The 19,249-nt window shown below is 70.9% G+C and carries 15 protein-coding genes; 8 read left to right on the top strand and 7 right to left on the bottom strand.

Annotated elements, in window-relative coordinates:
- Positions 1-179: 179 nt before the first annotated feature.
- The 5 genes from IF17_RS0120215 to IF17_RS0120195 are packed head-to-tail and all read right to left on the bottom strand — an operon-like array spanning position 180 to position 5,654.
- Complete coding sequence (locus tag IF17_RS0120215) at positions 180-1,493, bottom strand: DUF58 domain-containing protein (RefSeq protein ID WP_030567908.1); 1,314 nt, start codon at positions 1,491-1,493, stop codon at positions 180-182.
- Positions 1,494-1,503: 10 nt separating this feature from the next.
- Positions 1,504-2,523: an AAA family ATPase gene (locus IF17_RS0120210; RefSeq protein WP_030567907.1), complete on the bottom strand. Its 1,020-nt coding sequence runs from the start codon at positions 2,521-2,523 to the stop codon at positions 1,504-1,506.
- Positions 2,520-3,764, bottom strand: a complete 1,245-nt coding sequence (locus IF17_RS0120205) for a DUF4350 domain-containing protein (protein ID WP_030567905.1) — start codon at positions 3,762-3,764, stop codon at positions 2,520-2,522. Before IF17_RS0120205 ends, IF17_RS0120210 begins: the two co-directional genes overlap by 4 nt.
- A complete protein-coding gene (locus IF17_RS0120200) occupies positions 3,761-4,450 on the bottom strand; it encodes a DUF4129 domain-containing protein (protein WP_030567902.1) in 690 nt (229 codons plus the stop codon). Before IF17_RS0120200 ends, IF17_RS0120205 begins: the two co-directional genes overlap by 4 nt.
- Before the next feature lie 4 nt (positions 4,451-4,454).
- The gene (locus IF17_RS0120195) at positions 4,455-5,654 is read right to left on the bottom strand and encodes a DUF7847 domain-containing protein (protein WP_030567900.1); all 1,200 of its coding nucleotides are present in this window, start codon (positions 5,652-5,654) and stop codon (positions 4,455-4,457) included.
- 140 nt (positions 5,655-5,794) lie between these two features.
- Between IF17_RS0120195 and mtnA the strand changes: the two genes are divergently transcribed.
- The 7 genes from mtnA to IF17_RS0120160 all read left to right on the top strand — a co-directional run bounded on the left by mtnA (position 5,795) and on the right by IF17_RS0120160 (position 14,297).
- The gene (gene mtnA / locus IF17_RS0120190) at positions 5,795-6,937 is read left to right on the top strand and encodes an S-methyl-5-thioribose-1-phosphate isomerase (protein WP_078615969.1); all 1,143 of its coding nucleotides are present in this window, start codon (positions 5,795-5,797) and stop codon (positions 6,935-6,937) included.
- A gap of 4 nt (positions 6,938-6,941) precedes the next feature.
- Positions 6,942-7,631 (top strand): two-component system response regulator MtrA, encoded by a 690-nt coding sequence (gene mtrA, locus IF17_RS0120185; RefSeq protein WP_007448372.1) that lies wholly within the window; start codon positions 6,942-6,944, stop codon positions 7,629-7,631.
- A gap of 1 nt (position 7,632) precedes the next feature.
- Complete coding sequence (gene mtrB, locus IF17_RS0120180; RefSeq protein WP_032772275.1) at positions 7,633-9,660, top strand: MtrAB system histidine kinase MtrB; 2,028 nt, start codon at positions 7,633-7,635, stop codon at positions 9,658-9,660.
- 28 nt (positions 9,661-9,688) lie between these two features.
- A complete protein-coding gene (locus tag IF17_RS0120175) occupies positions 9,689-11,524 on the top strand; it encodes an LpqB family beta-propeller domain-containing protein (RefSeq protein WP_032772273.1) in 1,836 nt (611 codons plus the stop codon).
- 85 nt (positions 11,525-11,609) lie between these two features.
- A complete protein-coding gene (locus IF17_RS0120170; RefSeq protein WP_030567893.1) occupies positions 11,610-12,338 on the top strand; it encodes a ComF family protein in 729 nt (242 codons plus the stop codon).
- Between the two features lie 330 nt (positions 12,339-12,668).
- Complete coding sequence (hpf, locus tag IF17_RS0120165) at positions 12,669-13,358, top strand: ribosome hibernation-promoting factor, HPF/YfiA family (RefSeq protein ID WP_018512285.1); 690 nt, start codon at positions 12,669-12,671, stop codon at positions 13,356-13,358.
- Positions 13,359-13,544: 186 nt separating this feature from the next.
- On the top strand, positions 13,545-14,297 hold the full coding sequence (locus IF17_RS0120160) for a response regulator (protein ID WP_018512286.1): 753 nt from the start codon (positions 13,545-13,547) through the stop codon (positions 14,295-14,297).
- Positions 14,298-14,321: 24 nt separating this feature from the next.
- On the opposite strand, the gene IF17_RS0120155 is transcribed toward IF17_RS0120160, so the two are convergent.
- Together IF17_RS0120155 and IF17_RS0120150 are read right to left on the bottom strand one after the other, a co-directional pair.
- Positions 14,322-15,509 carry a winged helix-turn-helix domain-containing protein gene (locus IF17_RS0120155; protein ID WP_030567891.1) on the bottom strand — a complete coding sequence of 396 codons (1,188 nt, stop codon included), beginning with the start codon at positions 15,507-15,509 and terminating at the stop codon, positions 14,322-14,324.
- 57 nt (positions 15,510-15,566) lie between these two features.
- Positions 15,567-16,178 carry a GNAT family N-acetyltransferase gene (locus IF17_RS0120150; protein ID WP_030567889.1) on the bottom strand — a complete coding sequence of 204 codons (612 nt, stop codon included), beginning with the start codon at positions 16,176-16,178 and terminating at the stop codon, positions 15,567-15,569.
- Between the two features lie 239 nt (positions 16,179-16,417).
- Here IF17_RS0120150 and secA point away from each other — a divergent pair, with 239 nt between their 5' ends.
- Positions 16,418-19,234: a preprotein translocase subunit SecA gene (gene secA, locus IF17_RS0120145; protein WP_030567888.1), complete on the top strand. Its 2,817-nt coding sequence runs from the start codon at positions 16,418-16,420 to the stop codon at positions 19,232-19,234.
- Positions 19,235-19,249: the final 15 nt, after the last annotated feature.

Here is a 19,249-nt window from a genome sequence, read left to right as displayed (position 1 = left end):
GGTACTGCAGGGGGGACCCTGTGGGAGAGTAGGACGCCGCCGAACAATTTTTCCGGGAAAGCCCCGCACCGTATGGTGCGGGGCTTTTCTGCGTTCCGGAGATGTCCGAAGCCTTTGGCCTCCGGTGAGCGAGTGACAAGCGTCGTCCGTCGCTCACCGGAGGCCGTTGTCGGAGAGCCTCAGAGGCGGCCTGCGGCCTTGAGGGCCAGATAGGCGTCGGCGAGGGCGGGGGCGATGGTGTCCGGGGTGGCGTCCACGACGACGACGCCATGGCGCTGGAGTTTCTCCGCCGTGCTGCGGCGTTCGGCCTGGGCCTGGGTGCCGGCGGCGGCGTCGTACACCGCGTCCACCGTGCCCCGGGCCTTTGCCATCTCCTCGATCCGTGGATCGGACACGGCGGCCAGCAGAACCGTGTGGCGCTGGGTGAGCTGAGGGAGCAGCGGGAGGAGGCCCTCTTCGATAGGCGCGGCCTCCAGGGATGTCAGGAGAACGATCAGCGAGCCGCGGGGGGCGGCGGAGAGTGCTGTGGTGCTGAGACCCCTGGCATCCGTCTCGACGAGCTCGGGCTCCAGTGTGGCGAGGGTGTCGACGACCGTCGCCAGGACGTCGCCTGCGGAGGTCCGGCCCTGTACACGGGCTCGGACGCGGCGGTCGTAGGCGAGGAGGTCCACGCGGTCGCCGGCGCGCGTCGCGAGTGCGGTGAGGAGCAGGGTGGCGTCCATCGCCGCATCGAGGCGGGGGACGTCGCCCACGCGGCCCGCGGAGGTGCGTCCGGTGTCCAGGACGATGAGGATGTGGCGGTCGCGCTCGGGGCGCCACGTCCGGACCGCGACGGCCGACTGGCGTGCCGTTGCCCGCCAGTCGATGGAACGGGTGTCGTCTCCCGGCACGTACGCCCGCAGGCTGTCGAACTCCGTGCCCTCACCGCGCGTCAGAACGCTGGTGCGGCCATCGAGTTCGCGGAGGCGGGCGAGCCGGGACGGCAGGTGCTTCCGGCTGGTGAACGGGGGCAGCACCCGCACGGACCAGGGGACGCGGTGGTTGCCTTGGCGGGCGGCGAGGCCGAGCGGGCCGTACGAGCGGACCGTGATGCGCTCGGCCCTGCGGTCGCCGCGGCGGGTGGGACGCAGAACAGTGGTCAGGCGCCGCTGCTCGTCGGCAGGGACCGTCAATGTGTGGCGGGACGCGGCCTGTTCGGTGCCGGTGGGCCAACTGCTCGGCGGCCAGGCATCGCGGAGCTGGGCCCGGAGCCGCCGCCGCGAGCTGTTGGTCACGGTGAGTTGCACATCGGCCGCGTCACCAAGTCGAACAGATGTATCGCCGGATCGAGTGAATCGGAGCGTTCGCACTGGCGCTGCCAGGGCGTAGTCGCACAGAATCGCTAGTGAGAGCGGTGCGTTGACCGCGAGCATCCCGGCCCAGCTCGGAGCGAGGATGCCTACGGGGAGTGATCCCAGCGCGGCCAGCAGTGCGGTACGTCCGGTGAGGGCCATGGTCACCGCCTCATCGGGGTACGGGGACGTGGGCGAGCACCGAGGTGATGACGGAGTCGGGGGTGACTCCCTCCATTTCCGCCTCGGGCCGCAGGTGGATGCGATGACGGAGTGTGGGAAGCGCCAAGGCCTTCACATCGTCCGGGGTGACGTAGTCCCGGCCGGTGAGCCAGGCCCAGGCGCGTGCGGTCGAGAGCAGTGCGGTGGCGCCTCGGGGGGAGACGCCCAGAGCGAGCGAGGGGGATTCGCGCGTGGCACGACAGATATCCACCACATAGCCGGCGATCTCGGGGGAGACCGTGGTCTTCGCGACGGCCGCGCGGGCCGCTTCCAGATCGGCGGGGCCTGCGACGGGCCGTATGCCTGCTGCCTTGAGGTCGCGGGGGTTGAAGCCGTCGGCGTGACGGGTGAGGACGTTGATCTCGTCCTGGCGGGAGGGCAGAGGCACGGTCAGTTTGAGTAGGAAGCGGTCCAGCTGGGCTTCCGGCAGCGGGTAGGTGCCCTCGTATTCGACGGGGTTCTGGGTCGCGGCGACGAGGAAGGGGTCCGGCAGCGGGCGGGGGGTGCCGTCGACGGTGACCTGACGCTCTTCCATCGCTTCCAGGAGGGAGGCCTGCGTCTTGGGAGGGGTGCGGTTGATCTCGTCGGCGAGCAGCAGATTGGTGAAGACCGGGCCGGGCTGGAAGGAGAACTCGGCGGTACGGGCGTCGTAGACGAGGGAGCCCGTTACGTCGCTCGGCATGAGATCGGGGGTGAACTGGACGCGCTTGGTGTCGAGTTCGAGGGAGGCGGCGAGGGCCCGGACCAGGAGGGTCTTGGCGACTCCGGGGACGCCTTCGAGGAGTACGTGTCCGCGGCAGAGCAGCGCGACGACGAGTCCGGTGACAGCCGGGTCCTGGCCGACCACGGCCTTGGCGATCTCGGAGCGGAGGGCTTCCAAGGACGGGCGGGCGCCGTCGGCGGGCTCCGGAGCCGCAGGGGTCGCGGGGACCGCTGTGGGTTCGGCCGGCTCGGGGGTCGGGGCGCTCATGAAGTGCGTACCTCTCTTTCGAGGGCGTCGAGGTGCTCGGCCAGCAGGACAAGGGCCGCGTCGTCGGCGGGGGCCGGGCCGAAGAGCAGGGTGCTCAGGTCGTCGCCAGTGGTGGTGCGGGCGGACACGGCAGGGAGGAGAACGTCGGAGGTGTGCGCCTCGCGGGCGGTTACGCCGGCGAGGCGGGCGATGCGGGTCCGGGCGGCGGCCCGGAGTGATTCGGCTGCTCGTTCACGGGCGTTGGCCTTGCGGTAGAGGCCGGCGCGGCCTTCGGCGGACTCCGATGCGCGGATGGAGACCGGCAGGCGTTCCACGACGAGGGGGCCGAGGCGGCGGCCTCGCCAGATCGCGGCGAGGACTGCGGCGAGCGTGAGTTGGAGCGTTCCCCACAGCCAGCCGGAGGGGATGAGGTCGAGGAAGTCGCTCTCCTCGCCCGAAGCCTCCCCGCCGTTGCCGTCGCTGTCGGTGTCGTTGTTGTCGGGGGAGCCGTCGTCGCTGGTGGCGGACGGATCGGCCAGAGAGGGGAGGTACCAGACGAGATGGGGTCGCGAACCGAGGAGTTGCAGGGCGAGAGAGGCGTTTCCCTGTTGGTCGAGACGCTCGTTGCGGAGGAAATCGGGGGAGCCGAGGAGGACGGTGTCACCATCTCCGCGGTGCTTGAGGATCAGCAGGCTGGGGCTGCCGTCGCTGGGGTAGCAGGCGGTGGCGGTGGAGTCCGGTGCCGTGTAGCGGACGCCGCCCATGTCCGCCGTTCCGGCGCTGCGGGCGGCGGGGAAGGCGCACGACGGGGGGAGGGGGGCCACCGGGCGGTGGGGCTCGGTGCGTACGCCGGGGGAGAGGCGAGACGCGGCTGCCGGGCCCGGGGCGATCAGGACGGTGCGGCCGGTGGAGGCGCTGGTTGCCTCGTGGAGCCGGCGCTGTTGTGTGGGGGTGAGGAGATTGGGGCCGGTGACCAGGAGGGTGGTGTCGGGTCCTGCCGCGGTGGTGGCTTCGTCGAGGGTCGTCGCCACGGTGACGGATATTCCGCGCGCCTTGAGGAGCTCGGCTGCGGCGCGGCTGCCCTTCGCGTCGGCGGAGCGGGGGTCGAGGTGCCCGTAGTTGGTGCCGGAGCGGACCGCGGCGAACGTGACGCCTGCGATCACGAGGATGAGCAGGGCGATCAGCAGTCCTCGTGCGCGCTTCCAGACCTGGTGGGGGGTGGGCGCCGTCGAGGTGGGGGAAGGGGCGGTGGCCGTGGTCATCCGGCGGCTCCTCGGGAGGCTCCGGGCAGCACGGGCTTCGCCTCGTCGAGTTCGGTGTCCAGGGCGCGCAGGGCCAGGTATGTGGGTTGGCCCGCGGTGCGGCCGCCGTATGTGACGTCGTCGAAGTCCCGGGCGGCGGAGCGCAGCCGGGCGGCGTGGGCGGGCAGGGCGCGGCCCGCTTCCGTCGCGGCTTCGTCGGCCGTGCGGCCGGGGCGGGGGTCGAGCAGGGCGCGTTCCTCCAGCGACCGGACGATGGCCCGCATGCGTTCCTGGACGGCTTCGGTCCAGCGGAGAGCGGCGGCGTGCGCGTCGGCCGCGGCACGGTGCTGGGCGGCACTGCGGGGGCCGTCGCTCTCGAAGAGGGCGTCCGGGGCCCGGGAGGAGCGTTGGGGGATGCCGAGCCGCCACCAGAGGGCGGCGGCGAGGCCGATGAGGATGAGGGCCAGGACGGCGAGCCCGGCCGGGCCGCCGGGGGCGGCGCCCGCAGCGGCGTCGAACACGCCGGCGACCCAGTCCCAGAAGTGGTTCAGGCCGCGTTGGAGAATGTTCGGATCGTTCTCGTGGTACATCGGCTTCGACAGCTCGCTCTCAGCCGCCTCCCGGGCGGGGACACGTGGAGTGTCCACGGGTATGTCCCCCGCGCCGGTGGCCTGCCGTGCTGCTGTGGTGCCCCCCGCCCCCGACACCGCATCAGCTCCTGGGGGTGTCGGCGTCGTGGCCGGGGAGGCCTGCGGCCCGGGCGAGGTCGAGGTCGAGCGCCTCGCGGCGGATGCGCTGGTCCACGTAGAGCAGTGCCATCACACCGGCGACGAAGGGATACAGCAGCGTGGAGACGACCACTTCGCCGATGCCCGTGACGATCAGGAAGGGCCAGCCGAGGGAGGGGCCGCCGCTTTCGAAGAACTCGCTGATGTCGGTTCCGTCGGCGATGACCGCGACGACGCCGAAGGGGATGGAGACGAGGAAGCTCACCAGGAAGACGAGCAGGTAGGTCAGCGCGAGGATGCCGAACGTGCGCCACCAGGCACCGCGGACCAGCTTCGCCGACCTGCGCAGCGCGGCGAGGATGCCCTGCCGTTCGAGCATCAGGGCGGGGGCGGCGAGGGCGAGGCTGACCTGGAGCCAGAGGATCACGACGCAGGCGGCGGTGAAGCCGAGGAGCGCCAGCGCCGCGCCGGCCTCGGCGCCCACCAGCAGTCCGGGGCCGACACCGACGGTCATGACCGTGGCGGCGATCAGGGCCACCAGCAGGGTCAGCCCGATCAGGGGGAGGATTCGCGGACGGGCTTCGGCCCAGGCGTCGGAGAGCGTGACCGGGCGGCCCAGCACCGAGCGGCTGATCACCACGGTGACGATGGACGCGGTGAAGAGCGTGGCGACCATCGTGAGGAGGGACGCCGGGGCGAGGGAGAGCAGCGTCGTCCGGGCGGATTCGGAGGCCTGGCGAAGGGCTTCGGTGCCGGTGGCGTTCGGGTCGACGGTGGTCGGCTTGGGCAGGAGGTAGCGCTGCATGAGGGTGACGGCGATCTGGACGACCACGGAGACCGCGAGGCTGAAGCCGAGTGCCGTGCGCCAGTGGGCGCGCAGGGCCGAGACCGAGCCGTCGAGGATCTCGCCGAGGCTCAGGGGGCGCAGCGGGATGACGCCGGGCTTCGCCGCCGGTGCCTTCATGCCCCAGTCCGGTCGCTGCGGACCGCCGCCCCAGCCGGGGGCGGGCGGGCGGTTGCCGGGGTTGCTCGGCGGGGACCACTGCCCGGGAGGCGGCTGCTCGGGGGACCACTGTCCCGTCGGTGCGCTTCCGTCCTGGGGGGCGGAGGGGCGGGGAATGGCCGCCTCCTGGCCGTCCGAGGGGGCAGATCCGGGCGTCGCCCAGCCCGGAGAGTCGTTCATTCTCGCTCCTTCACCGTCCTGTCCGCTCATCGGGGCGGCAGGTTGGCAGCCATCGTGCCACGGGCCGGTGCGGTGCGGGCCGGGAGCCTTCTCTCCTTCGTGCCTTCATTTGTGGGCGGCTCACCGGGCAGACTGGGTGGATGGCTGATCAGGACGTGCAAACGCCGGTGGGCAGCGAGCCTTCCGCGCTTTCCGTACTTCGTTGGGACGAGCTTCCGGAAGGTCCCGTACTGGTGCTCCTCGACCAGACGCGGCTGCCCGCGGAGGAGGTCGAGCTGGTCTGTACGGATGTGCCCGCGCTGGTGCGGGCGATCCGGACGCTGGCGGTACGGGGGGCACCGCTGCTCGGGATCGCCGGGGGGTACGGGGTGGCGCTCGCGGCGGCGCGGGGCTACGACGTGGCGGAGGCGGCCGGGCTGCTGGAGGGGGCGCGGCCCACCGCGGTGAATCTCGGTTACGGGGTGCGACGGGTGGCCACGGCCTACTGGGCGGCCGCCGAGAAGGGGGCGGGGGTGGCCGAGGCCGCGGCTGTGGCCTTGGCCGAGGCCCGGGCGCTGCACCGGGAGGACGCCCGGGCCAGCGAGCGGATGGCGGAGTACGGGACGGCGCTGCTGGAGGAGCTGCTGCCGGGGCAGGGCTATCAGCTGCTGACCCACTGCAACACCGGGGCGCTGGTCTCCGGGGGCGAGGGGACGGCGTTCGCGGTCGCCCTGCGGGTGCACCGGCAGGGGCGGCTGCGCCGGCTGTGGGTGGACGAGACCCGGCCGCTGCTCCAGGGGGCGAGGCTGACGGCGTACGAGGCGGCGCGCAACGGGATGGCGTACAGCCTGCTCACGGACAGTGCGGCGGGCTCCCTGTTCGCCGCGGGGGAGGTGGATGCCGTACTCATTGGGGCGGACCGCATTGCCGCAGACGGCTCGGTGGCCAACAAAGTGGGGAGCTATCCGTTGGCTGTGCTCGCGAAGTACCACCATGTGCCGTTCATCGTGGTGGCGCCGACGACGACCGTGGACATGGAGACGGCCGAAGGCACATCGATCATCGTTGAGCAGCGTTCCGGGCAAGAAGTGACGGAGGTCACATCCCCGGGAGGCGTATCGGAGGGCGCCGGGGGTGGGAAGGTCGTCGCACCCCTCGGGGCCCCGGTGTACAACCCGGCTTTCGACATCACGCCGTCCGAATTGATCACGGCGATCGTCACCGAGGAGGGCGTCATTTCCCCGGTCACGGGGGTCGGACTGGCAGAGCTGTGTGCCAGGTCATCGCAGGTAACGATTAGCTAATGGGATGATGTCGATTATGAAGGGACGCGTCCTTGTCGTCGACGACGACACCGCACTGGCCGAGATGCTCGGGATTGTGCTGCGTGGAGAAGGTTTCGAGCCGTCGTTCGTAGCGGACGGCGACAAGGCACTGGCCGCATTTCGTGAGGCCAAGCCGGACCTGGTGCTGCTCGACCTCATGCTGCCCGGAAGGGACGGCATCGAGGTGTGCAGGCTGATCAGGGCCGAGTCCGGTGTGCCGATCGTCATGCTCACTGCCAAGAGCGACACCGTCGATGTCGTGGTCGGCCTGGAATCAGGGGCCGACGACTACATCGTCAAGCCGTTCAAACCTAAGGAGTTGGTCGCCCGGATCAGGGCCCGCCTGCGGCGGTCCGAAGAGCCCGCGCCGGAGCAGTTGACCATCGGTGACCTGGTCATCGACGTGGCCGGTCACTCCGTGAAGCGGGAGGGGCAGTCCATCGCCCTGACACCGCTGGAGTTCGACCTGCTGGTCGCCCTCGCCCGCAAGCCGTGGCAGGTCTTCACCCGTGAGGTCCTGCTGGAGCAGGTCTGGGGCTACCGGCACGCGGCCGACACCCGGCTGGTGAACGTGCACGTCCAGCGGCTGCGCTCCAAGGTCGAGAAGGACCCGGAGCGGCCGGAGATCGTCGTGACCGTCCGAGGGGTCGGTTACAAGGCCGGGCCGAGCTGATATGGCCGAGGGCAGCGCTGCTCCGAACCCCGGGGAGCCGGGAGTCCGTGCGGAGCGGGCTGCCGGTCCGGGACGGAAGGCTTCTCGTATGAGCCGTTTCCTGCAGGGCGGCCGGTTGTTCCAGGACCGGACGCCCGGCGGGCCCGTACCGCGTCTGCTGATGCGGTGGGTCCGCCGTCCGTTGCTGCCCGCCGTGCGGTTGTGGCGGCGCAATCTGCAGCTCCGCGTCGTCGCGGGCACCCTGCTGATGTCGATCGGCGTGGTGCTGCTGCTCGGCTTCGTCGTGATCGGGCAGGTCCGCAACGGTCTGCTCGACGCGAAGGGCAAGGCCGCCCAGACCCAGGCCGCCGGTGGTTTCGCCGCGGCCCAGGAGAAGGCGAACGCTTCCCTGGCGCCGGGCGGGCAGGGCACCGAGGGGCCCGACGGCATGACCGCCAACACCTCGTGGCGCACCGAGCTCGTCGACCAGCTGGCCAGTGGCGGAAAGAACGCCTTCAACGTGGTCGCGCTCAGCGCGGACTCGGTGGGCGAGGGGGCGGGCAGCCGTGCCCCGCGTGGTTCGGGCAGCGTCGAGGCTGCCAGCGTGCCCGAGCGCCTGCGCCAGGACGTGGGCAAGGGGCAGGGCGCCTTCCAGACGTACTCCTTGATCCGCTATTCCAACGGCAACGAGTCCCAGCCGGGCCTCGTCGTGGGCAAGCGGCTCTACGACATCGACCAGCAGGCCTACGAGCTCTACTACCTCTTCCCGCTCACGCAGGAGGAGAAGTCCCTGGCGCTGGTCAAGACGACCCTGGCGACCGCCGGGCTCTTCGTCGTCGTGCTGCTCGGAGCCATTGCCTGGTTCGTGGTGCGGCAGGTCGTCACACCGGTGCGGATGGCGGCCGGTATCGCCGAGCGGCTCTCCGCCGGGAAGCTCCAGGAACGGATGAAGGTCACCGGCGAGGACGACATCGCCCGGCTCGGTGAGGCCTTCAACAAGATGGCGCAGAACCTTCAGCTGAAGATCCAGCAGCTGGAGGAGCTCTCCCGGATGCAGCGGCGTTTCGTCTCCGATGTCTCCCACGAGCTGCGGACCCCGCTCACGACCGTACGGATGGCCGCCGACGTCATCCATGAGGCGCGTGCCGACTTCGATCCGGTCACCGCGCGCTCCGCCGAGCTGCTCGGCGACCAGCTCGACCGCTTCGAGTCGCTGCTCTCGGACCTGCTGGAGATCAGCCGGTTCGACGCGGGCGCAGCGGCGCTGGAGGCCGAGCCGATAGACCTGCGGACCGTGGTGCACCGGGTGATCGGCGGTGCCGAACCGCTCGCCGAGCGCAAGGGCAGCCGGATCCTGGTCATCGGCGACGACCAGCCGGTGATCGCCGAGGCCGATGCCCGGCGCGTCGAGAGGGTGCTGCGCAACCTCGTGGTCAACGCCGTCGAGCACGGCGAGGGCCGGGACGTCATCGTGCGGATGGGCGTGGCCCAGGGTGCCGTCGCCGTGGCCGTACGGGACTACGGGGTCGGGCTCAAGCCCGGCGAGGCGACCCGCGTCTTCAACCGGTTCTGGCGCGCCGACCCGGCGCGGGCCCGGACGACCGGCGGGACCGGCCTCGGGCTCTCCATCGCCGTCGAGGACGCCCGGCTGCACGGCGGCTGGCTCCAGGCGTGGGGCGAGCCGGGCGGCGGGTCCCAGTTCCGGCTGACCCTGCCGCGTACGGCGGACGAGCCGCTGCGCGGTTCGCCGATACCGCTGGAGCCCGAGGACTCCCGGCGCAACCGGGAGAGCCGGGAGCGCGACGAGGCGTCGGCGGGCGACAACCGGCTGGTGTCCGTGCCGAACCAGCCCGGTGCGGCGAAGCGCTCGCCGCTGCCCGTGCCGGCCCGCTCCTCCACGGTTCCGCACCCGGCCCCCGCCTCGGTGCACCCGGCGGCGCTGCCCGGCAACGGGGCCCGGGTGGTGGCACGCCCGGCACCGGAGCGTTCCGGCGGTGCCGGTTCCCCGGCGCCCCATTCCGACCAGGAGGACACCACTCGTGGGTACTGACCGCCGTCGTGGTGGCCCCGGACGCGGCGTGCGGATGTCCGCGCTGCTCGGCTGCTCCGTCATCGTGCTCGCCGGCTGCGGGTCGATGCCGATGACCGGTGACGTCAAGGCGGTCGACGCCTCGCAGCCGGGTGACTCCCAGGTGCAGGTGTACGCGGTCGAGCCCCGTGAGGGCGCGGCGCCCAGCGAGATCGTCGACGGGTTCCTGGAGTCGATGACCAGCGACGACCCAGGTTTCCGGACCACGCGCAAGTACCTGAGCAAGGACGCGGCCGATACCTGGCAGCCGGGCGAGGGCACCACGGTGCTCACCCAGGCCCCCAACCGCAGCGGTCCCTCGCTCCAGGACGAGGAGCGCCGGGACTCCGAGACCTCCTACACGCTGACCGGCGAGAAGGTGGCGAACGTCGACGCCCAGAGCTCGTACCAGCCGCTCGCCCCCACCGACTACTCCCAGGTGCTGCACCTGGTGCGGGAGAAGGTGGCGGACGGGAAGGCCGAGTGGCGCATCGACACCGTGCCGGACGGGCTGGTCCTCGGGCAGTCCGACTTCAAGCGGCTCTACCGCTCGGTGAACAAGTACTACTACGCCACCGGGCGGACGACCGGACAGCCGACGCTCGTCGCCGACCCCGTCTACGTACGCACCGGCACCGATCCGGTCACGCGGATGAGCACGGCGACGCAGACGGTCAGGACGCTGCTGGAGGGGCCGACGAACTGGCTGCGGCCCGTGGTCGACTCCCGGTTCCCCACCGGGACCGCCCTGCGCAAGGACGTCGTCGCGCTGGCCCCCGACGACCAGAACGTGCTGAGAGTGCCGCTCAACGGCAAGGCCGACAAGGCGGGCCGGGCGGCCTGCCGGATGATGGCCGCCCAGGTGCTCTTCACCCTGCGGGACCTGACCTCCGCGCGGGTCGAGCAGGTGGAGCTGGAGGGCGGGCGGGGCCGGCTCTGTGCGCTGGACGCGGACGAGGCGGCGAAGTTCTCCTCCGACAGCAGCTCCGACGGGCCTGACAGCCAGTACTTCATCGACGCCAAGGGGCGCCTCCAGCGGCTCCCCGGCGCGCAGGAGGGCAACGGCACACCCGAGGTGGTGCGCGGCCCGCTGGGCGTCGGCACGGTCGCGATGGGCGCCGTCGGCGTGGCCCGGGACGAACGGCGGGCCGCCGCGGTCTCGGCCACCGGGCAGAACCTGTACGTCGCGTCCCTGGACGAGGAAGGTGAGCTGGCCGCTCCTGCGGTGACCAGCGCCGGCAAGAAGACCGCCGACCGGCTGTCCTCGCCGAGCTGGGACGGGCGGGGCGACCTGTGGGTCGCCGACCGCGACAGGGCGCGCCCGAGGCTGCTGCGGCTGGTCGAGGGTGAGGGCGAGCCGCAGGAGGTCCGGGTCCCGGGCCTGGACGGCGGGCGGATCGAGGAGCTGCGGCTGTCGGCGGACGGGGTGCGGATCGCCCTGCTGGTGACGGAGGACGGGCATACGACGCTCAAGATCGGCCGGGTCGAGCGGCGTGGGACAGACGAGGCGCCCGAGCTCTCGGTCGAGGACCTGCGCCAGGCCGCGCCCCAGCTCACGGACGTGACGGCCATCTCCTGGTCGGGCCGCAGCCGTCTCGTCGTGGTCGGCAAGGAGGCGGGCGGTGTCCAGCAGGTGCGGTACGTGCAGGCGGACGGTTCCACGCCGTCCTCCGGAGCCTCCGGGGTGCTGCCCGGGGTGAACCAGGTCCAGGCGGTCGCCGCGGCGGACGACGAGCTGCTCCCGCTGATGGCGGAGACCGAGGGCGACGGCATAGTGAAGCTCTCGCCGGGGGACAACTGGCAGACGGTGCTGGAGGAAGGCACCTCGCTGGTCTACCCGGGCTGATGCCGGTGCTGGTCGGGGGACTGGCGCGTCACGGCGGTTTTCCACAGGGGTGGACCGTTGCCCGACGGCCGGGCACGGTGGATCCATGCGGGATTGGTGGCGGGAGTTCTCCGGACTGGTCCTGCCGGTGTCCTGCGCGGGCTGCGGCAGGCCGCGTACGGAGCTGTGCCCGGTGTGCGGGGCCGCACTGAACGGGGTGCCGGCCCGCAGGGTGCGGCCCTCGCCCCGGCCCGCGGGGCTTCCTGCGGTGCACGCGGTGGCGCCCTACGAGAACGCCGTACGCGCGGTGCTGCTGGCCCACAAGGAGCGGGGGGCACTCGGGCTCGCCGGACCCCTCGGACGGGCTCTGGCGGCGTCCGTACGGGCCGGGACGGGGCAGGCGGGAGCCGTGGGGCCCGTGCTGCTGGTGCCCGTGCCCTCCGCGCGCTCCGCGACCGCTGCACGCGGGCATGATCCGGTGCTGCGGATCGCCCGGGCGGCCGCCGACGAGCTGCGCCGGACGGGGCGGCCGGCCCGGGTGCTCCCGGTGCTGCGGCAGCGCCGGGCGGTAGCCGATCAGTCGGGGCTCGGGGCACACCGGCGGCGGGCGAATCTCGCCGGGGCGCTGGGAGTGGCCGGAGGGGGAGCGCGGCTGCTCGCCCCCGGGAGGGTGGTCCTGGTGGACGACCTGTTGACGACGGGATCGACGCTGGCCGAGGCGGCGCGGGCCGTCACCGAGGCGCTCGGGAGCGACGGGAGACCCTCCGGCCGCGGGGTGTGCGCGGCGGCGGTCGTCTCTGCTTCTCCGTCCGCCTTCGAAATAAACCGGAACTGACCGAGAACTTGCATCGTTGCAGGTAATGGCAGGGCAAAACCCCCTGAACGGAGGTAAGTGCCGGTAGCGGGTGCCGATACCCCGGTGCGCAGGCTATGTTCAGTTGTGAGGAACGGTGAAAGCCGAACCTCGATGAATGCACCGTGAGGTTTCGGGCAGGTAACTCACCGATGGACCGGAAGCGATGAAGCCGGTGGGGTAGTGACCTCTCCGATGGGGGAGGAGGAGGCGAAAGTCACCGAGTCCGAGGCCCCTGGGAATCACCGGGGGCTGGTGCAAAAGGGAGATGCCCCGCCGCCGAAGCGGGGCGATCCGGGAACGGAGTTCTGCGTGGACATCGTCGTCAAGGGCCGCAAGACCGAGGTGCCCGAGCGGTTCCGCAAGCACGTGGCCGAAAAGCTGAAGCTGGACAAGATCCAGAAGTTCGACGGCAAGGTGATCAGCCTCGACGTCGAGGTGTCCAAGGAGCCGAATCCCCGTCAGGCCGACCGTTCCGACCGGGTGGAGATCACACTCCGTTCGCGCGGCCCGGTCATCCGGGCGGAAGCGGCGGCGGGCGACCCTTACGCAGCGCTCGACCTGGCCACCGGAAAGCTGGAGGCCCGGCTGCGCAAGCAGCACGACAAGCGCTACAGCCGCCGGGGCAACGGCCGTCTGTCGGCCGCCGAGGTCGGGGACGTGGTGCCGGGTGTCGCCTCGTTCGACGAGGACGGCGAACTGGTCGGCGAGCAGCCGTCGGAGCCCGTACCGACCACGAAGGTCGGATCGATCGAGGTGCAGGGCGAAGGGCCTCTCGTGATGCGCGAGAAGACCCACACCGCCGCACCCATGGCGCTCGACCAGGCGCTCTACGAGATGGAACTGGTCGGGCACGACTTCTACTTGTTCGTCGACTCCGAGACGAAGGAGCCCAGTGTCGTCTACCGGCGGCACGCCTACGACTACGGCGTCATCCACCTGAGGACCGACCCGCTCGCCGCTGATGAGGCAGGCGGCGCGGGTGGTGCGCTCGGCGGCTGACGCCACACCGTCACAGGTGCCCCTGGAGCGTTTTCACGCCACCAGGGGCGCCTGCGCGCGATCACAGGATCACCGCTCGGGCGTCCCGGCATGGAATCATGGCGTTCCGAGCCAATCGGGGTTCGGTGAAACGCCGTTGGCGGACGACTGATGACTATCAGGCCGTGGCCTTCAGGGGGAGGAACGATGGTGGACACCTTCGGGCCCGTGCGCGGTGCGAGTGGTTCCGACGACGCCGGTGCCCGCACCGACGACGACCCGGACGGCCCCTCGCGCAAGGAGCCCATCCGGGTCCTCGTGGTCGACGACCACGCGCTCTTCCGCAGGGGTCTGGAGATCGTCCTCGCGCAGGAGGAGGACATCCAGGTCGTCGGTGAGGCCGGGGACGGTTCGGAGGCGGTCGACAAGGCCGCCGACCTGCTGCCCGACATCATTCTGATGGATGTGCGGATGCCCAAGCGCGGGGGCATCGAGGCCTGCACCTCCATCAAGGAGGTGGCCCCCAGCGCGAAGATCATCATGCTGACGATCAGCGACGAGGAGGCCGACCTCTACGACGCGATCAAGGCGGGCGCCACCGGATATCTCCTCAAGGAGATCTCCACCGACGAGGTGGCGACGGCCATTCGCGCCGTCGCGGACGGGCAGTCGCAGATCAGCCCGTCCATGGCCTCCAAGCTGCTCACCGAGTTCAAATCGATGATCCAGCGCACCGACGAGCGCCGGCTCGTCCCCGCCCCCCGGCTCACCGAACGGGAACTGGAAGTCCTCAAACTCGTGGCGACCGGCATGAACAACCGGGATATCGCCAAGGAGTTGTTCATTTCCGAGAACACGGTGAAGAACCACGTCCGCAATATTCTGGAGAAGCTCCAGCTGCACTCCCGCATGGAGGCCGTGGTCTATGCCATGCGGGAGAAGATCCTGGAGATCAGGTAGGCGCCGCGGTGTCTGCCCGGCCCCTCAGCGGTAGGCCCGCTGCAGCGCCCGGCCGATCTCGTCCCTGAGCGGGTCGCGCAGCTCCGGGGCGTCGATCCGCTCCAGCCGGATGTCCGTACAGCCCACCCAGGCCGCCGCCTCCACCAGGGCCTCGGCCATCGGGACCACCGCCTTCGGACCGGCCAGGGAAGCCTGCCGGGCGATCAGCGTGGTGCCCTCGCGCGCCGGGTCGACGCGGCCCTGGAGCTTCCCGCCCGCCAGCAACGGCATCGCGAAGTAGCCGTGGATCCGCTTCGACTTGGGGACGTACGCCTCCAGCCGGTGCGTGAAGCCGAAGACCCGCTCGGTGCGCGCCCGCTCCCAGACCAACGAGTCGAACGGCGACAGCAGCGTCGTACGGTGGCGGCCGCGCGGCTCCGTGGCCAGCGCCTCGGGGTCCGCCCAGGCCGGCTTGGCCCAGCCCTCCACCGCCACCGGCACCAGGCCCGAGTCCGCCACCACCGCGTCGAACTCCTCGCCCCGCAGCCGGTGGTAGTCCGCGATGTCGCTGCGGGTGCCGACCCCCAGGGACTTGCCCGCCAGCGCGACCAGCCGCCGCCGGCACTCGGTGTCGCTCAGGTCGTCATGGAGCACGGCGTCCGGGATGGCGCGCTCGGCGAGGTCGTAGACCCGCTTCCAGCCGCGCCGCTCGGTGCAGACCACCTCGCCGTACATCAGGGCCCGTTCGACGGCGACCTTGGAGGCCGACCAGTCCCACCACTCCCCGCCGTTCTTCGCGCCGCCGAGCTCGGTGGCCGTCAACGGGCCCTCGGCGCTCAGCTGCTTGATCACGGTGTCGTACACGCCGTCGGGCAGATCGTGGTGCCACTGCGGGCGGGCGCGGTAGGCGCGGCGGCGGAACGCGAAGTGGGGCCACTCCTCGACGGGCAGGATGCACGCGGCATGCGACCAGTACTCGAAGGAGCGGCCGCCCGACCAGTACGCCTCCTCCACCGTGCGCCGGCCGACCGCGCCGAGCCGGGCGTAGGGGATCAGCTCGTGCGAGCGGGCCAGCACCGAGATGGTGTCGAGCTGGACGGCGCCGAGGTGGCGCAGCACCCCCGGCACCCCTGCCCTGCGGTCCGGCGCCCCCAGGAAGCCCTGGGCGCGCAGCGCTATGCGGCGGGCCTGGTCGGCGGAGAGTTCGACTGCGGGAGGAGGCACAGGCGTCATACGTCGAACCCTAGACCGCACCACTGACAGTCGGGGAAGGGATGGCGCCCCCCCGTCTCAGCGCACGGAGTCCGGTGCGGTGCCGGGCCGTTCGGCGTGCCGCTCGGGCAGATACGGGTGGGCGCCGGGAAGCCCCAGGTCGGACGGGAGGAGCGCCGCCGTCCAGGCGTCCCGCCGCACCCCCTTGTTGAGCAGCCCGGACCGCTGGTCGCCCTCCAGCCGGAACCCCGCGCGCCGGGCGACGGCACGGGAAGCCAGGTTGCCGATCTCGGCCCGCCACTCCAGCCGGTCCGCCCGGAGCGCGCTGAAGGCCCAGCGGGCGGAGCCGAGCACCGCCTCGGTGACGTACCCGCGACCGCGGTGCTCCTTGGTGGACCAGTAGCCCACCTCGTACGTCCCCGGGCGGCTGCGGCGGTCGATGGAGAGTGCCCCGACGAGCGTCCCGGTCTCCGGCAGCACCAGGGCGAAGCTGTACGCGGAGTCGTCCCGCCACCCGGCCGGGGCGAGCTTGGCGATGAACAGTTCCGCGTCGGTGAGCCGGTACGGGGAGGGGATCACCGTCCAGCGCTGGATGTCCGGGTCCTGGCAGGCCGCGTGCACCTTGTAGGTGTCCTGCGGGCCGAACGGCCGCAGAAGAAGGCGTCGCGTGGTGAGAGTGGTCGGCTCCATACAGTGATTCTCATGAGCCGGGAGCCGCGATGCGAGCACTTTTGGGGCTTCCCGGCACCTTCCGCGCCTCTGAGCCGTTGTCCCTGGAGGGTGCGGCGAGCTCCACGCGGCGGCAGCCCTCCCGGCGCGGTGGGGTCCTCGCTTACGATGGCCGTTGCGGTGGGGCCCACCTGCCGTGCCCGCGCCAGAGTCCATCACACGACCAGTGCCAGGCCCGACCGGCAAGGAGACCAGCCTCAGTGTCCGTCTTCAACAAGCTCATGCGTGCAGGCGAAGGCAAGATCCTGCGCAAACTGCACCGCATCGCGGACCAGGTCAGCTCCATCGAAGAGGACTTCGTCAACCTCTCCGACGCCGAGCTGCGGGCGCTCACCGACGAGTACAAGGAACGGTACGCGGACGGCGAGAGCCTGGACGACCTGCTTCCCGAGGCGTTCGCCACGGTCCGCGAGGCCGCGAAGCGCGTCCTCGGACAGCGCCACTACGACGTACAGATCATGGGCGGAGCCGCCCTGCACCTCGGCTATGTGGCCGAGATGAAGACCGGTGAGGGCAAGACCCTCGTCGGCACCCTGCCCTCGTATCTCAACGCGCTCTCCGGCAAGGGCGTGCACCTGATCACGGTCAACGACTACCTCGCCCAGCGCGACTCCGAGATGATGGGCCGGGTCCACAAGTTCCTGGGCCTGACCATCGGCTGCATCGTCTCCAACATGACGCCGGCGCAGCGCCGCGAGCAGTACGCCTGCGACATCACGTACGGCACGAACAACGAGTTCGGTTTCGACTACCTCCGCGACAACATGGCGTGGTCCAAGGACGAGCTCGTCCAGCGCGGCCACAACTTCGCCGTGGTCGACGAGGTCGACTCGATCCTCGTCGACGAGGCCCGTACGCCGCTGATCATCTCCGGCCCGGCCGACCAGGCCACCAAGTGGTACGGCGACTTCGCCAAGCTGGTCACGCGTCTCACCAAGGGTGAGGCGGGCAACCAGCTCAAGGGCATCGAGGAGACCGGCGACTACGAGGTCGACGAGAAGAAGCGGACCGTGGCCATCCACGAGACCGGTGTCGCCAAGGTCGAGGACTGGCTCGGCATCGACAACCTCTACGAGTCGGTCAACACCCCGCTCGTCGGCTACCTGAACAACGCCATCAAGGCGAAGGAACTGTTCAAGAAGGACAAGGACTACGTCGTCATCGACGGCGAAGTCATGATCGTCGACGAGCACACCGGCCGTATCCTCGCCGGCCGCCGCTACAACGAGGGCATGCACCAGGCGATCGAGGCGAAGGAAGGGGTGGACATCAAGGACGAGAACCAGACCCTCGCCACGATCACCCTGCAGAACTTCTTCCGCCTCTACGACAAGCTCTCCGGCATGACCGGTACGGCGATGACCGAGGCCGCCGAGTTCCAGCAGATCTACAAGCTCGGCGTGGTGCCGATCCCGACGAACCGGCCGATGGTCCGGGCCGACCAGTCGGACCTGATCTACCGCACCGAGGTCGCCAAGTTCGCGGCCGTCGTCGACGACATCGCCGAGAAGCACGAGAAGGGCCAGCCGATCCTGGTCGGCACCACCTCGGTCGAGAAGTCCGAGTACCTCTCGCAGCAGCTCTCCAAGCGCGGTGTCCAGCACGAGGTGCTCAACGCCAAGCAGCACGACCGGGAGGCGACGATCGTCGCCCAGGCCGGCCGCAAGGGCGCCGTCACGGTCGCCACGAACATGGCCGGCCGAGGCACCGACATCAAGCTCGGCGGCAATCCGGACGACCTCGCCGAGGCGGAGCTGCGCCAGCGCGGCCTCGACCCGGTGGAGAACGTCGAGGAGTGGGCGGCCGCGCTGCCCGCCGCGCTGGAGTCGGCCGAGCTGGCCGTGAAGGCGGAGTTCGAGGAGGTCAAGGAGCTCGGCGGGCTGTACGTGCTCGGCACGGAGCGGCACGAGTCGCGCCGTATCGACAACCAGCTGCGCGGTCGTTCCGGCCGTCAGGGCGACCCGGGCGAGTCCCGCTTCTACCTGTCGCTGGGCGACGACCTGATGCGCCTGTTCAAGGCCCAGATGGTCGAGCGCGTGATGTCGATGGCGAACGTCCCGGACGACGTGCCGATCGAGAACAAGATGGTCACCCGTGCCATCGCCTCCGCCCAGTCGCAGGTCGAGCAGCAGAACTTCGAGACGCGTAAGAACGTCCTGAAGTACGACGAGGTGCTCAACCGGCAGCGCGAGGTCATCTACGGTGAGCGCCGCCGCGTTCTGGAGGGCGAGGACCTCCAGGACCAGATCCGGCACTTCATGGACGACACGATCGACGACTACATCGCGCAGGAGACCTCCGAGGGCTTCGCCGAGGAGTGGGACCTGGACCGGCTGTGGGGCGCCTTCAAGCAGCTCTACCCGGTGAAGGTCACCGTCGACGAGCTGGAGGAGGCGGCCGGCGACCTGGCGGGCGTCACCGCCGAGTTCATCGCCGAGTCGGTCAAGAACGACATCCACGAGCAGTACGAGGAGCGCGAGAAGACCCTCGGCTCCGACATCATGCGTGAGCTGGAGCGGCGCGTGGTCCTCTCCGTGCTGGACCGCAAGTGGCGCGAGCACCTCTACGAGATGGACTATCTCCAGGAGGGCATCGGCCTGCGGGCCATGGCGCAGAAGGACCCGCTGGTCGAGTACCAGCGCGAGGGCTTCGACATGTTCAACGCCATGATGGAGGGCATCAAGGAGGAGTCCGTCGGCTACCTGTTCAACCTGGAGGTCCAGGTCGAGCAGCAGGTCGAAGAGGTTCCCGTGCAGGACGCGGCCGAGCGCACCTCGCTCTCCAAGGAGGGTGCTCCCGCCGCGCGTCCGGAGATCCGCGCCAAGGGCCTGGAGGCCCCGCAGCGTCCGGACCGGCTGCACTTCTCCGCTCCCACGGTGGACGGCGAGGGCGGTGTCGTCGAGGGCGACTTCGCCACCGACGGTGCGCAGTCCGGTTCCTCGGACGGGATGACGCGTGCCGAGCGCCGCAAGGCGCAGAAGAGCGGTGGCGGCGGCGGTCGCCGTCGCAAGAAGTAGCACCAGCAGCGCCGC

Origin of the sequence: Streptomyces cyaneofuscatus (genome assembly GCF_000718135.1) — a bacterium.
Taxonomy (GTDB): Bacteria; Actinomycetota; Actinomycetes; order Streptomycetales; family Streptomycetaceae; genus Streptomyces; species Streptomyces cyaneofuscatus.
Note: the sequence above shows the minus strand (reverse complement) of the source record. Positions and strands in the feature narration are given on the sequence as shown.